This is a genomic window from Leptospira semungkisensis, from assembly GCF_004770055.1.
Taxonomy (GTDB): domain Bacteria; phylum Spirochaetota; class Leptospiria; order Leptospirales; family Leptospiraceae; genus Leptospira_B; species Leptospira_B semungkisensis.
Window position 1 is genome coordinate 323,939 of record NZ_RQEP01000005.1, and the last position, 16,329, is coordinate 340,267.

A 16,329-nucleotide genomic window follows, 5' to 3' on the forward strand; every position below is an offset into this window, starting at 1 on the left:
CGTTAAACTCTCCGAGTAAAAACGAAATGTTATCAATTGAAAATTTTAAGACGGAAGGTATGTCGAATGAAAGCGAATTACTCAAGCGAGCACACGTCCCAAGAACAAGTATCCACTATCTTTAAACATCTCTCCGAACAAGATATAAAAACATACACTGTCTTTGGGGGACAAGGTGTAGACCCTATTCCTGAGCTTCGTTCCTTCTATGAAGAAGGTCATTCTAATTCAGAATTCTGGGAAATCGTATATACTTCTATCGATGAAGAACTGAAGTCTCTAACAAAAGAAAGACTTCTGAATTGTTTTCCTCATGGTTTTAATTTGAAGGAATGGCTGCTATCTCCTGAAACGACTCCTGACTCTTCGATACTTAAGAATTGTTGCTACAGCATCCCTCTTATCTTTGTCGCTCAGGCAGCAAGCTTATTCAGAATATTGAAAGAAGAGTCCGAATGGGAAGCCTTTCATTCGGCAAATACTGGCATATTTGGGCATTCTCAAGGGATTTATGCTGGTCTATTGCTTTCCTCTTCTCCGAACAAATCATCCTACTTAAAGAACCTTTCCTTGATCTTGAAGTGCTTATTCTATCTAGGAGTGAGATCTCAAGAAGAATTTCCTCTCTTAGAATTGGATACCATATATAAGAAATTCTTAAAGCCTGACGAAGTCCCCTCCCCTATGGCAGCTCTTCGCTTAGAGGATGATACTCTCATTCTAGAAGAATTAGAGAAATTTAATTCGGGAAAGAGCTCCGAGGATATGATCAATCTAGGACTAAAGAACGGTCCTAAGGGAAGAGTATTTTGCGGTTCTCCCGAAAGCCTTCTGGAATTCAGAACTGTTCTTGCAGGCATAGCATTGCCAGGTCTAGATACATGGACCTTCTTAAAAGTTTCTGCTCCTTTCCATAGCCCTCTATTAAGAAGATGCCCTGTATTAACGGAAGGTGATTTTAAAAAGATAGGATTTCATCCTCAACCGGAGGACCTGAAAATTCCTCTGTATGACACTAGAGACGGGAGAGATTTAAGATCCGAAACGGATCTTTCTCTTGTATTAGCAAGAATGACCTTTGCGGAAACCTTAGATTGGGATTTATGTTTAAGCGAACTCAAGAAGGAAGAGAATAAGATCCTTCTCCTCTCTTTCGGTCCAGGTGCGGATGCCGAAAAACTTTCCATTCCGAGTATTAAAGGAAAATCATTTTTAGTTAGAAATTTAAGCAAGTCCGACTCTCTTCGTTCTTTTAGAAAAGAAGAAACATTAAATTTTCCTAAACCATGGAAAGAATTCGCGCCAGAGCTAGTTACCCTTCCCGATGGAAAAGAATTCTTAAAGAATAATTATACTGTTTGGAGTGGAAGGCCTCCTATCTTCGGAGGAGGGATGACACCTTCGACAGTTGAGCCAGGCATCGTGATCGCCGCAGCAAAAGAAGGCTATCTGGTAGAGTGGGCAGGAGGAGGCCAGGTCACAGAAGAACTCTTCCGCACTAGAATGGAAGTATTTCGCAAAGAACTTCCTCCGGGAACAGGTATCGTAGTTAACCTTTTATACTTGGATGCTTATTTATGGAACTTGCAAGTTCCTTTAGTTAAGAAACTGAAATCGGAAGGAGCTCCGATCGAAGGAGTTACGATCTCTGCTGGAATTCCTGATATTGAAGAAGCTATAAAGATCCTGAAGGACTTCGAGTCGTACGGAATTTGGCTGAACTCTTTCAAACCTGGAACCCAGAAACAGATCCGACAAGTCATAGCAATCGCTAATCAAATTCCAGATTCAAAAATCCTAATGCAGATAGAAGGTGGAGCCGCAGGTGGCCATCATAGTTGGGAAGATCTAGAAGAATTAGTTCGTACTTGTTATTCCGAGATCAGAGACTGCAAGAATCTTATCTTAGCCGTAGGTGGAGGAATCGCAGAACCTGAAGAGGCCAGCTCTTGGTTATCTGGAACCTGGGAAGGAAAAAATCCGATGCCAGTCGATGCAGTTTTCTTAGGTACCAGATTGATGGCTGCTAAAGAATGCGCCACTTCCGAAAAGATAAAAGAAAGTTTAGTTCAACTTTCAGGTGCATTACATTGGAAGACTACTCAGGAAGGCAAGAATGTAGGAGGAGTCATCTCAGGCAGATCGGGTTTGGGTGCGGACATTTATTATGCGGAGAATTCCTGGACAAAACTATCCTCACGCGCAGAAGAGCTGACCAAAGGAAAAGAATCCGAAGAAGCGAGAAAGGCGGTTCTTTCTAAAAAAGAGGAGCTAATTTCTCTCATCAACTCAACAGCTAAACCGTATTTCGGCGACTTGGAAAGAATGAGCTATACTGAAATTCTTTCTAGATACTTAGAACTGACCTGCCCTGGAACGAGACTAGTATCTCCCGAAGGAGATTGGCCGGATCATCCTTTTGTAGATAAGAGTTTCCGAACACGCTTTAAAGAATTAGCATATAGATTCGAAGGAAGAATATCGAATTCTTCGAATGGGATTTCTATTGTAAACAAGATCGATTCGTTAATTGATCCGAAAGACTTTATGAAAGAATGGTCTCTTGCGTATCCGAAAGGAAACGAGATTCTTATTCTTCCTGAAGACAGGATCTTCTTCTTGGATGTTTGCAAACGCCCAGGCAAACCTGTGAATTTTATTCCAGTTTTAGATGAGGATCTAGTGAAATGGGTTCGTTCCGATTCTCTCTGGTATTCTCATTGTGTAGGGATCGATCCAGATTCGTGCGCATGGATCCCTGGTCCGAAAGCAATATCAGGAATTCGTAAAACGAATGAACCGGTGGCCACTATCTTCAAAGAATTTTTAGAAAAGAACTTTGAAGGCCAGAAACCGAAAAAGATTTCTTGGTCTGATCTATTCGAAAGTCCTTCTGCAAAAAATCTAGGATTAAATCGCGAGCAAGAGAGATCGAACTCCATCCATATCCAAGAGGATCCAAATACAAATCTAAATGATTGGGCTTTTCAGCTTTCAGGACTTGGGCATGGATTCCTTTCCGGTTTATTGAGATCACCTAGAATAGGAAATTCCATCTCCGACCTAAAACTATTTTTTGAGCCTCGCATCGGCAGGGAATTCTCTTGGGAAACAAGCAGTTCAGGAGAACTCATCCTTCTTCAGATCTTAGAAGAGAAAAATCCGAAAGTGGAACTCAAACTTTTAGAAAAGGATTCAGCGGAGCTCACCGTCTTCTTCTTAAATCCGAAAAACCAATCTTGGATCTCATTCAAGAGACATTTTCATTCTGGCAAAAATCCAGGATCCATCTTCGAAGAAGATCTAGAGTTTAAAGAGAGATCCATCCAAAATCTTTACTTAAAGACTTGGGAACTCGAACGATTGATTCCCTCCGATGCAAAGGGGAAATCGTCCGAAATTCTGGAATCGGAAATCATATTAGATAAAGAAGATATTCTAAATTTTAGAAAGGCCGTAGGAGAGCTAAGAAGATCCGATCTAAAGTCTGATCCGAATCCGCCGATCAGCATGAGCACCGCATTTGCTTGGAAAGTGCTTCTCTCCCCTCTTTTCACATTAGAAAATCGGAATCTATTTAAACTACTTCATCTCTCTCAGTCGTTTCAATGGGAAAAGGAAATTCTCTCCGTTCATTCTGGAGACCGTTTAATTTCCAAGGCGAAACTTGTGAGAGTCAGAAAACTAGGCGCAGGCCAGGAGATCCTGATCCATGCAGAGATCTTTAAGTCCGGCGCTAAAGTATGCTCCTTTCAAACCGCATTTTTAATCCGAGAGGCTACCGCTAAATTCAAAGAGTTCGATTATGTTCCTCTTGAAAAGACGATCCTTCTTAGATCAGAACCTGAAATTCTCGCTCTGAATTCTCTACTTTGGATCAAAAAGGAAAACACCTCTCCTTCTCTCCAAGCAGGAAACAAATTGAAATTCGTATCTTCGGATCGATCCGTGCAAGTATTAGCATCAGGATTGGAGCAGACGATCGTAAAAGGTAGGATCGAGATCCTGGAGGCAAGAGGATCAGTCTCTTGGGGAAGCTTCGAGTTAGACGAAACTTTAGCTGTGGGAACTCCGACTTCCTTAGATAGATTTTTCTCCGTATTCTCCGAAGCGGATCCGGAGATCCCACTCACCAAACAGTATCGTGCTTTTTCTTCTACTTTCTTTGCTCCTTCAGATATGGCAGAATACTCTGCTGCTTCTGGAGATACGAATCCGATCCATACGGATCTGGACTTTGCAAAGTATGCAGGTTGGAAAGATCGAATCGTTCATGGTCTCTGGACTTCTTCCAGAGTAATTAAGCAAATCATAATGGATGTCTGCAATGGAGATCCGAATCGACTTGTTTCTTTCGAAGAGAATTTCCAAGCCCCAGTTTACTTGAACGAAGAACTCTTGGTCGAAGGGATTCATACTTCTCAAAAGAATGGAAATCAAATACTGAATATTTCTCTAACCAACAGGAATGGAGAAGTGAAATTAAACGGTAAGGCAATCGTTTCTACTCTTAAGACAGGCTATGTATTCACCGGCCAAGGTTCTCAGTCCCAGGGAATGGGCATGACGCTCAGAGAGGAATTTCCTGAAGCGAGAAAGATTTGGCAGAGAGCCGAAAATACTACTCAAGAAGAATTGGGATTTTCTCTTCTTAAGATCGTTCAAGAGAATCCTACCTCACTCAAAGTCGGAAAGAAGACGTGGAACCATCCAAAAGGGGTTCTTCATCTCACTCAATTCACACAAGTAGCGTTAGTCACCAAGTCCATGGCAGATTGGGAGATTCTGAAAGAAAGAGGCTTTCTCATCCAAGACGCTCCTTTTGCCGGCCATTCCTTGGGCGAATTCTCCGCACTATCCGCAAGAGGATTCTTGGGATTTGAAAATGTGATCCGTATCGTTTATGGAAGAGGACTCACCATGCAAGGTTTGGTTCCTCGGGATCCCGAAGGTAGAAGCCCTTATGGCATGAGCGTTGTTTTAGGAAATCGTCATGTCGGCTTGGATGAGGAAACCATCCTAAGAGTTGTTTCTCAAGTGAAAGAAGAAACAGGACTTCCTTTAGAAGTCGTGAACTTGAATATTAGAGATAAACAGTATTCTGTTACGGGAGACTTAAAGGCCCTTTCCGAAATGGAAAATCGATTTAAGGAAATCGTAAGAGGAAAGAAGACTACAATCCGTCTGGAAGGAATAGATGTGCCATTCCACTCCAGAGTGTTAGTAAACGGGGTCTCCGATTTTAGAAAAACATTAGAGCAGAATATTCCGGCCTCCATTTCCAGATTCAATGAGCTGGACGGAAAATATATCCCTAACCTAGTCGCAAAACCATTCTCCATACATAATGATTTCATTAAGTATACTCGTGAAATTTGCGAAAGTCCTATTCTAGGGGATATCTTATCCGGAAAAATAGGTCCTCTCTCAGAGCAAGATCTAAGAAGAATACTTCTCATCGAATTACTCGCGTATCAATTTGCGATGCCGGTGCAGTGGATCAAAACCCAAGATGTATTCTTTCAAGAACTGAATGTCAAGAGACTGATCGATATTGGAGCAAGAGGAGACCTGGCAGGAATGGCCAGACAAACCTTAAGAGATCTTCCGGACCAATCTTCATTCGAGATATTGCATGTAGAAGAGAATCGCAATACGGTTCTATTTGAACAAGAAGACTGCGAACAAGGAGTCTTTATCAAAACTGAAGAACCGGCTCAGGCGGAGAACGCTTCCGTAGGAACTCCTGCAGTAGAAGTAGCGGCTCCTTCTACAAGTAAAACTACAATCATCGAAGAAGTTAGAGAAGCAGGTGTAAGCGGAGGGGGTGACGAAGATTCCGTTACTTTAACCAAGAAAGAAGCATTATTAACTCTTCTCGCTTTGAAAGCAGGAATGAGAGCCGATGAAATTTCAGAAGAAGAGAATATAGACTCTCTCTTTGGTGGAAATTCTTCTAAAAGAAACCAGGTGATGGCAGACCTTGGAGCTGAGTTCAAGACGCCAAGCTTGGATGGAGCTCATGAGAAATCCCTGAAAGATCTTGCAAAACTCTTGGAGGAACAATCCGCTTATTCTCAACCTGGACCTTACTTACGGACCGCTTTCGAAGAGACTCTGAAGAAATTCTTTCCACCAGATTTTGGAAGAACAGAAGTATTCAAGCATTTGAAAGAAGAAAGAGGATTGAATCCATCGGGAATATTTGCTCTAAGCTTATATCTTCCTTTGGCAGTGAGAGAAGGAGAATCCGTACGAAAGGGAGGACTCAGTCCTATCTCATTAAACTCAAGGATCTCAAGTTCGAAAGAAGCTTCGAAATGGTTGGATAAAGCCGTAGATCTTTATGCTCAATCCAAAGGGATCAGGATCGGAAAACTCTCTGCATCTGCAGGAGGTTCCAACTCGGGCGCAAAAGTAGATGCTGCGGCTCTAGAAGAATTGGAAAGAAAATATTTCGGTGCGGATGGAATCTTCGGCAAAACGATCAAAGACTTCAGAACAAGATTATTGGGAGAAGATCCTTTTGCAGAATTTCTGATCAAAGACTTAAACGCTTTGAATGAGGCAAGACAGAAGACATCTTCCGAAACAATACCTTCTTCTTTATTTGAAGAGAAGAAGATAGTTACCTTTAGTAATTCTGGGCAATGGGCAAAGAAGAAACTTCTACAATCTCTCGCTCGATTCAGAAACGGAGATTTAGATTCGCTTAACGACGAAGAAAAAAATTACTTCGAAAACCAAGACACCGATCCTCTTTCCAAGGCCCTGGAATACTGGGACCGTTTTTGGGAAAAGAATGAGAACGGCAAGTCTCACAAGGAATATCTAAAGTCTATTTCTTCTTCTTGGAAGAAGAATACAGATCCAGTATTCAAATCTAAGAACTCGATACTTAGACCGAAACTTGAGATCACTAATGAGGGATCGTGGAACTTTAAGGAAATAGAATATTCCACCGACTTAAAAAAGTTCCTTAGTGGAAAGATCTCCATTGGCACAAGCGACGACCAAGGAAATAGTTTCCGAGAAAATCAGAAAGAAACAGAGTCCATTCTAAGATCTCTCGCTACTTCTGCAAAAGAAGGAATTTCATTCTCCGGTTTAAAGGCCCTGGTAACGGGTGGAGGTCCGAACTCGATCGCTCTCGAAACTGTATACGCTCTTCTCTCAGGCGGAGCGAATGTGATCCTGACGACCACTTCCTATTCTTCTGCAAAGGTAAAATTCTATAAGAAGGTCTTCCAGAAATACGGAGCAAAAGGATCTTCTCTTACATTAGTACCTTTCTCGCAAGGATCTTTAGAAGATACTAGACTTCTTTCAGAATGGCTGGCTAAGAAGGATTGGGAAGCGGATCTTCTCATTCCATTCGGAGCGGTAGGAGAAGAAAATTCAACGTCTCAATTGGATGATTCTTCACTTCAATCTTTGCGCGTTATGCTTCTTGGAGTCGAAAAACTCGTCGGAACCCTGGGAAGAATGAAGAAGAGAGCCGGAGATGTTTCTCCTTTACATGTGATCCTTCCTCTTTCTCCGAATCATGGGATCTTTGGTAGAGATGGAATGTATGCGGAAACGAAGCTTGGACTCGAGAGCTTATTCCGTAAGAAATACTCCGAAGCAGATGATTGGGGGCTCAATACTCGCATTCATGGTTGTGTAATCGGCTGGGTAAGAGGCACAGGTCTCATGGAGGCAAATGATATTGTCGCCGAATCTCTAGAAGAAAAAACGGGAGTGTTTACTTTCTCCAGAAGAGAGATGGGACTCTTGCTTGCGAGCTTGATCCATTATTCCGTCAACCATTCCAAGAATGAAATCTCCAAGGCGAATTTCACTGGAGGATTAGATTCTCAACCCGAGCTCGGAAGAATTCTATCCGAGATCCGCACGGAGATCCTTTCCGAGGCAAGAAACAAGAAAGAAACAAATTCTCTACAAGAAAGACTTCTTCCTTCTGTCGGTAGATCGGAAGTGAAAGAACTTCTGCCTAAGGAAGTATATCAGTACCCTTCTATCCCAAGCGAACAGAAGTTAGACGAAATAGGAAACCTAACTCATATCGATCCTTCCGAATTAATATGCGTCGTTGGATTTGCAGAAGTCGGTCCTGCCGGTAGTTCACTCACCAGATGGGAATTAGAAAAAGACGGAGTGCTCTCTTTAGAAGCGGCCTTGGAACTCGCCTGGATGATGGGCTATATCAAGTACCAAGCATCCGATAAAGGAAGAGCTTGGACGGATGCAGAAACAGGAGAATCTCTGCAAGAATGGCAGATCAAATCCAAATACGAAGATAGGATCCTTTCGAATACTGGAATTCGCATCATCGATCCTGAAACAGTAGGATTCGATCCATCTACGTTATTTGCATTTGCAGATGTAGTTTTAGAGGAAGATTTCTTTATTCCGGTTTCAAGCAAAGAAGAAGCAGAAGAATTTAAGAAGGCTGAGCCTAATTCTACAGAAACCTATCACGATCCTGAAAAGGACAAGTGGTTTGTTCGTAGAAAAAAAGGAAGCCAGATCAAAGTACGTAAGGCAATCGACTTCACTCGAAAAGTAGCGGGACAGATCCCAAGAGGATGGGATCCGGCTAAGTATGGCATTCCAAAAGATCTTTCCAAACAAGTGGATATGATCACGATTTATAATCTATATTGCACATGCGAAGCATTCCTCCGATCCGGAATGGAACCGATAGAACTGTATCGATTCCTACATCCTGGACTAGTAGGTTCTACTGTCGGTTCAGGTATGGGTGGAATGGGCAAAATGAAGCGTATGTTCCAAGATTTCCTACTAGGTAAGGAAAGGCAGCATGACGCATTACAAGAATCGTTAATCAACGTAACTGCGGCTTGGGCTTTGACTTCTTATGTAGGAGGTTATGGCCCGGTTCAAACACCAGTCGCTGCTTGTGCAACTGCAGGTGTCTCTCTTGAAATGGCAGTGAGTCTGATCAAGGAAGGAAAGGCCAACTTTATGTTAGCTGGAGCCTTTGACGATTTTTCCGAAGAAGGATTAGTCGGCTTCGGGGATATGCAAGCTACCGCGAGCAGCGTCGAGATGGAAGAACAAGGAATAGATCCGAAAGGGATCTGCCGCCCGAATGATATCCGACGTGGAGGCTTCGTAGAGGCTCATGGTGGAGGAGTCATTCTTCTTGCAAGAGGAGATTTAGCATTACAAGCTGGATTGCCCGTCTACGGAATTCTTGCGTATGCTGGGTCCAAGACCGACGGTATCCAAGCTTCTATCCCCGCTCCTGGCTTAGGACTCTTATCTTTGGGAGCCGAGTCCCAAGAGATTAAGTCACCTCTCAGAAACGCGTTATCCGTCTTTGGATTGACCGCGGATGATATAGGAGTCGCTTACAAGCACGATACTTCCACCAAAGCAAACGATAAGAATGAGAATAAACTCTTATTCAATTTACTGAACAAGTTAGGAAGGACACCGGGCAACCTTCTTCCTATCGTTTCTCAAAAATCACTTACTGGCCATTCTAAAGGTGGAGCAGCTGCATGGCAGACGATTGGTATCTTACAAACATTGGAAACCGGGATCGTAAGTGGTAACCGAAACCTGGAGGAAGTCGATCCGGATATGAACGATTACTCCTTTCTAACGTTTACGGACGAAAGCATTCCATTCGGAAAACATAATATAAAGGCCGGAATGCTGACCACTCTCGGGTTCGGTCACGTGGGAGCTCTCTGCTTATTCGTTCATTCCGACTATTTCTTAGCGGTACTCACCGATGAGCAAAGAAAAGAATATCTAAAGGCTCGAAGAGAAAGAGAGATCCAAGGACGAAATCGATATCACGAAATTAGAATGGGAATAGGCAAGCCTCTCTATGAGCGCAAAACTAAATCCTATTTCGAAGAAGAAGAGATCGATCTTCTATTGAATGCAGGCTTCAGATCTAAATCGGGAACACAACAATGAAGACGGAACTCGAAAGCCTATTTGCTTCATTCGGAACTTCTTCGAAACCGATTGCATCTATTGGAGTCGATCTCGCATTCATTCCTGAATTCGAAGAAAGCCTAAAAGATAAAGGAACGTATTTCTTCTCCAAGACATTCAGCGAATGGGAAAGGAATCGTGCCTCTTCCAAACCTATGGATCAAAGAGCCGGATTCTTTGCAGGAAGATATGCAGCAAAGGAAGCAGTGATCAAGGCTTTGGATGGTTATCGATTATTCCAAGCGCCAGAGCTTCATATAAACTATTCGGAAATTGAAATACGAAACGACGACTTCGGAAGACCATATCTGCGTTTTTACGGAACCTTTCTAGAGTATATGGAAGGCCTAAAACCGAACTCAATCCGAGTCAGCATCAGCCACACGGGGGATTACGCTTTTTCTGAAGTCCTCCTCGTACTATAGGAGAAAGCGAATGATACCAACAAGAAAACCAGAGCCTGAATCAGTTATAGAAGGAATATTAAGTCTTCCTGAAATAGAAGCAGTCATCCGAGAACTGAAAATATTAAACCCGAATCGTTCTGAATCGAACGAAGAACTTCCCGAAAGAAAAGGAAAGCTAAAGAAAGTTCTCGTCGCAAACAGAGGAGAGATCGCAAAAAGATTCTTCTTAGCATTACGAGAAGAAGGGATACGTTCCGTAGCAGTCGTTACCGATCCAGATAAAGAGCAATCTTGGTATGAATCCGCTGATGAGATTATCTATATAGGCGAATCGGATCGCTATTCCAATTCTAAAACCATAATCGCAGCCACACTTCTCTCCGATGCAAACGCTGTCTATCCGGGCTACGGATTTCTATCCGAAGATTATAGATTTGTAGAAGCCTTAGAAGAAGCCTCCGCCATATATAATAAAAATATTATATTTATGGGACCAAAAGCGTTAGTGATGCGAAAAGTAGGCAACAAACTAGACGCAAGAAAACTCGCTTTGGAGAATGGGATCCCTCTTTTACAAGGAAGCGGACCGATCACGGGCGGAATAGATATCGCTGTTCAAGAAGCAGAGAGAATCGGCTACCCTATCATGATCAAATTAGATAGCGGAGGCGGTGGAAAAGGAATGGTAGTAGTACGCAATTCCAAAGAGTTACTACCTGCCATCGAAAGCGCGGTTCGGATCGGAGTACAGTCTTACGGAAACGGAACGTACTTCTTCGAAAAATATGTGGAACGCCCGGCACATTTTGAAGTACAGATCTTCAACTCAACGGCTGTAGGGATCCGTAAATGCGCGGTCCAAAGAAGGAACCAAAAAGTTGTAGAAGAAAGTGGAGAAACTTTTTTAGACGATCGCACCTTACTTCAATTGCTTTCTTCTGCAGAAAAGATCGCACATATCTCGGGCTATTCCGAAGGATGCGCCGCAGGAACAGTCGAGTTCTTATTAGATAGTGAGACTGGAAACTTCGGATTCCTAGAAATGAATACTCGATTGCAAGTAGAGTATCCTGTTACTGACCAATCACTCGGAATCGATCTCGCAAAATGGCAAATCTTATACTTCGACGGAAGAGAGCAGGAGATACCTTACGAATCTGTCATCCGAAGAAGATTCGCGGATAGAAATCATTCCATCCAATGTAGGATCTATGCAGAAGATCCATTTCAAAACTATTCCCCTTCTCCAGGAAAAATAAAAGATATAGAGCTTCCCACCTTTAATGGAGTGCGTTGTGATTTCGGATTCAGAAAAGGAGACCGAGTATTAGGAGATTATGATCCTATGATCGGAAAGCTCATCACAACGGGAACAACAAGAGAAGAAGCTTTGCTTCGAATGGAAAGGGCCTTGTCCGATCTATATATCCGAGGCATCACTACTAATATAGAACAGCTCGTAAAACTAGTTCGAGACGAGTTGTTCAGATCCGGAAGATATGATAATAGAATTCTAATAGACCATGAAGAATTGACTCGTCCGGACTCGGGATCAGAAGAAGAAGGGGCCATCTTTTGTTCTTTAGCAGAATGTATCTTAAGCTCAGAGAACGATGTGAAAAGATCCTTCCGAGACAGAGACCTTCCAAAGCTATTGCATTCCCAAGAATCCGAATATGCAAGCTATCAATACGATCTAAGATCAGAATACAAAAGCTACAAAGTACGTTTATTTAAAGTATCCATCTCAACATACCAAGTTCTTTTAAACGGAAAAGATTGCGGAAGAATAAATTTCTCTATAAGCGGAGACGCAACGGAAGAATTCCTAATCGAATACTCTGGCAGAAGTATTCCTGTAAGAATAGATCGTAGACCTTCTTTCCATTTAGTTCGCTTTCTGGATCGACAAGGAAAATTAAGATACCTAAGATTCTCGGTACTTTCAGGAAATAAAAATTCCAATCAATCTTCGGAAGGAATACTTAGATCTCCTTTTCAAGGAACCTTCGTAAAGATATGCAATGATCCGCAAACACAAGAAGTTTGGAAAGAAGGAGCATTCGTCGAAGAAGGAAATCCAATCTTAGTCATTTCAGCAATGAAGATGGAAACTGTATTAACTGCACCTTCTTCCGGAAAACTAACGTATCTAATCGAACATGGAGAAACAAACAAGCTGATTCGTGGAGTCACGGCTTCCGGAATGGTCTTAGGCAAAGGCTTCGGTGAAGGAGAGATACTCGCAAAGATCGAAACGGCAGATAGCAAAGGAAAAGAAGAAGATTCAGAAATCTATAATGCTCAAGAAGGAAATCTCTGGGAAGCGCTTCCTTATCTTTCTTCGGAATCATCTGTGCAAGCTGCCACTATGCCAAGCCTCGTCCAAAGCGGAAGCGATCTCCGATCCTTATTCCGCTCTTGGATATTCGGCACATTTAGAGAACAAGACGCTGTAGAAAAAATAGAGATCATCCTTTCTCAGCTTCCCTTTCTAAAAGTGAACGAGCTTGAGAAAAAGGCATGGGGAAATTTCTTCATAGATATATTAAAATTCCATGTTTTAGTCAGAAGAATATTCTCCTCCGATCCAGGAACGAAATTCTCTCATTACGGAGAAGTTCACAGACTTCTCTCCGAATGGGACACCGAAGGATACAATCCGCCTAAGACCACTAAGAAACTTCTCTCCAATACATTCCATTACTATGGAGTAAAACCTTGGAGTCCTTTGCGAAGAACAAAAGAACAAAAAGAGGCGTTTCTATTCTTAGTGAGAGCCTATGCAAATCTAAGAGAAGGAAAGGAAATCTTTGCAACACTCTTAGAGTCTCTTTCTGTTTATGCTCCACCTACTCCTTCCATTGATCTTGCATTGAACGGGATACTTTATCTGGAAGAAAGAGAAAAGGAAACTTCTCTCGAAAAAACAGTGAGAAGAATCTTGGCAGCGAGAGGAAATCGACCTCAAAAATTCAAAGGTGGAGATGCCACCATTTCCAGAGAGCATGTATTCGATTATATTCGATTCGTAAAAGCTCCTTGGTCCCTGGTCTCGGATGAAGATGGAAAAAAACTGGAGGAAGAATTCAGAAAATCCTTCTCTGCACCGCTTCCTCTTCTTCCGGAAGAGATCGATCCTTTCCTATTCGAAAAAATCAAGAGCAAGCTGGAATACTGGCAAAAGATCGGATCCATGAAAAGATTATTTTCCCCCGCACAAGGACATTATCTTTATCTAATGGAATCTAAAAAGGAAACCCAGTACATCCTATTTTCTACGCTACCTTGCGAAGAGAAAAGAGAGATTACACGTCTAGATCTAGAAACAGTCTCCAAGAACGGAACCTGCATCCTACAGGGAGCGCAAGCACTTCATAAATCGGACATCTTCCGATTGGAAGTATTGGTAGGAAACCTGCAAGCTCCATTTGACCTAGGCTCCAAAGAAGAAGGAGTGTTAAATTATAATAATATAATGGAATCCTCCAATTCAGTAATTCGGTTCTTTTTGCACGGAGTATATAGTCAGTTCACGATAGATTTTATCCCCAAGAGCTCTGAGAAATCCATGACTCTTTCCTTCTTCTTTAAAGAAGGAAAATTGAGAATGGACATAGCTCATCCAAACGACCCTAGATTTCCATACTGCCAAAGTACGGACCCGAAAGACTTAACTGTGTTCCAAAAAGGAAAATGGCCTTTAGAATGTTGGGTCGAGGAAACCTTCGATCGAAACACTGCGAAAGAAATCTTCGTACCGAATGCGGACGGTTTACTTAGAAAAAATCCTAAAACAGGAATCGAAGAAGAGCATAAACCGGGAGCCAAGATCTTTGAAGGAAAGATCGGCGGAAAACCTGCATTATGCTTTTTTAAAGATTCCAGAGTAGCCGGAGGAGCAACAGGAGATTTAGAAGGAAGAAAATATCTCGCTGCCGCATACTACGCCTACCGCAAAGATATTCCGTTGTATATATGGAATGACGGAGCTGGAGCAAATATCAAGGAAGGTATGGTCGCCTTAAACAGAGCAGCAGAAGGATTCTTCATGAATTCTTTATTAACCTCTTTGTCAGAAGCTTCCGAATTCAGAGCAGCAATAGAATCTCATCCAGATCCGGTCTTAAGAGATATATGCTTACAGATGGAGCGTGCCTACGGAGCGGAATTCAAGAAATATGATTCAGGAGAAAGGCCTAAGCATTGCTTCATAACGGCTGTCGGGATCGGTTCTTCCACCGGGCTGGATGTATACGGATCTTCTCAAGCATCTTTGCAACTTTTGTTAAACGAAGATGAATCCTATAGAGTGCTTACAGGATCCTCCGTAATCGAGTCTGTAACGGGAGAGAAGTTTACAAACTATGAGATCGGTGGAGCAAGGATCATGGGACAAGCGACTGGAACCGTCGATTTTGTCGCGAATGATAAGGTCCAGCTCATCTGGTACATTCGTCGTATCCAAGAATCTTTGTTGGGAGACGAACCTTCTAAGAAAGAAAGAACATCTAAAACGATCCATGAAGAATCGAATGTCTTGGATGAGAATGAGCTCTTTCAAAATTCGGATAACGGCTTCTTCTTACCCATTAAAGAAAACTACTCCGGCTCAGGCTCTCTTGTCTCCGGATTGATTCGATTGGGAGAAAGCTCAGTTCTTGCAATGGGTCCTCGCACGATTTACGGATTTCATTCCCTACCTTGTATTATCAAGGCAAAGGAATCGGTACGGATCGCGGAGAAGACGAATTCGAATCTTCTTCTTATCTATGGAAACAGATGGTTCAGAAGTTCTCACTTGGACGATTATGATTCCTTAAGACCAAGAAGGGATTTTCAAAAGTCGTTGCAAGACTTCCAAGGAACCTGTCTGCATTTCGTAAAGAATTCTTCCGGACTTAGGATCCCAGAACTTGCATCCGGAGCAGATGTTTGGTTGCTCTTAGAACCGAATGAGAAGATGGGACCAAGTGCTCAAAAGGAATTTGCAAATAAGAAACGTTGGGCAACTTTCACTGCCAAGAATGAAACGGAAGCATATCAGATTATTAGAAAATTCTTTTCTTTGATGACTCACAGAGAGATCCAAGATCCGAATTCAAATTCGGCTCCTATCCAACTTCCCTCCGAAACAAATGTGCCTTACGATATGAAGGAAGAGATCGTTCTCAAGATATTCGATCCTGATACATTCTTGGAATTCGGAGAATGGGATCTAGGATCAAGCTTGATCACCGGGATCGGAAGGGTCCAAGGAAAAACGGTAGCGATCATCGCGGATCAACCCAAAGGAGGAGGATCTCCCGACGCACCAGGAACGGAAAAATTCAGAGTATTCACAGAGTTTGCAAACAAACACAAGTTACCGTTGCTCATGATTTCCGATGCGCCAGGCTTCGTGCCCGGCACCAAGCAAGAACGTTTGAGAATACAGCAGATCGGTGGAGAGTCCTTGGATGTAAATGTTCTCTCCAAGATTCCAGTAGTCTCGATAGTCTTACGACAGAATTACGGGGGAAGACAGATCCATGCATTCAGCGGGTTCTTAAGACCAGGCATCGCTTACTATTCGTTAGCTGATGCGATCCTCGCAGTAATGGGAGCAAATTCCGCGTTCGATCTTTTCCAAGGAGCAAAGATATCTTCTCTTCGTAAGGAAGGAAAGAATGAAGAGATCGAGAATATACGTACAGAATTCTTTGGTGCCTTTGTTCAGAAATCAAGAGCAGATGCAGATGCAAAAAATACGGGAGTCTTGGACGGAGTCTTTTCTTCCGTTTCGAATCTAAGGGAAAGCATTCTACAAGGATTAGAAGAAGCCGATCAAAAGATCGGATCCTGGAAGAAGACTCGAGAAAAATACTCCAAGGGAGAAGTGTATCGGAATAATTCAGGAAAGGATGAGGACTGGAGAGACCTTATCCTTCCCTAAATTCTC

General features: G+C 42.5%; 3 protein-coding genes. All 3 read left to right on the forward strand.

The window, feature by feature from the left end; translation table 11 throughout:
- Positions 1-66: 66 nt before the first annotated feature.
- The 3 genes from EHO59_RS01670 to EHO59_RS01680 are packed head-to-tail and all read left to right on the forward strand — an operon-like array spanning position 67 to position 16,323.
- On the forward strand, positions 67-9,960 hold the full coding sequence (locus tag EHO59_RS01670) for a type I polyketide synthase (RefSeq protein WP_135584129.1): 9,894 nt from the start codon (positions 67-69) through the stop codon (positions 9,958-9,960).
- A complete protein-coding gene (locus EHO59_RS01675; RefSeq protein WP_135584131.1) occupies positions 9,957-10,406 on the forward strand; it encodes a holo-ACP synthase in 450 nt (149 codons plus the stop codon). Before EHO59_RS01670 ends, EHO59_RS01675 begins: the two co-directional genes overlap by 4 nt.
- 10 nt (positions 10,407-10,416) lie before the next feature.
- Positions 10,417-16,323 carry a carboxyl transferase domain-containing protein gene (locus EHO59_RS01680; protein WP_135584133.1) on the forward strand — a complete coding sequence of 1,969 codons (5,907 nt, stop codon included), beginning with the start codon at positions 10,417-10,419 and terminating at the stop codon, positions 16,321-16,323.
- Positions 16,324-16,329 lie beyond the last annotated feature (6 nt).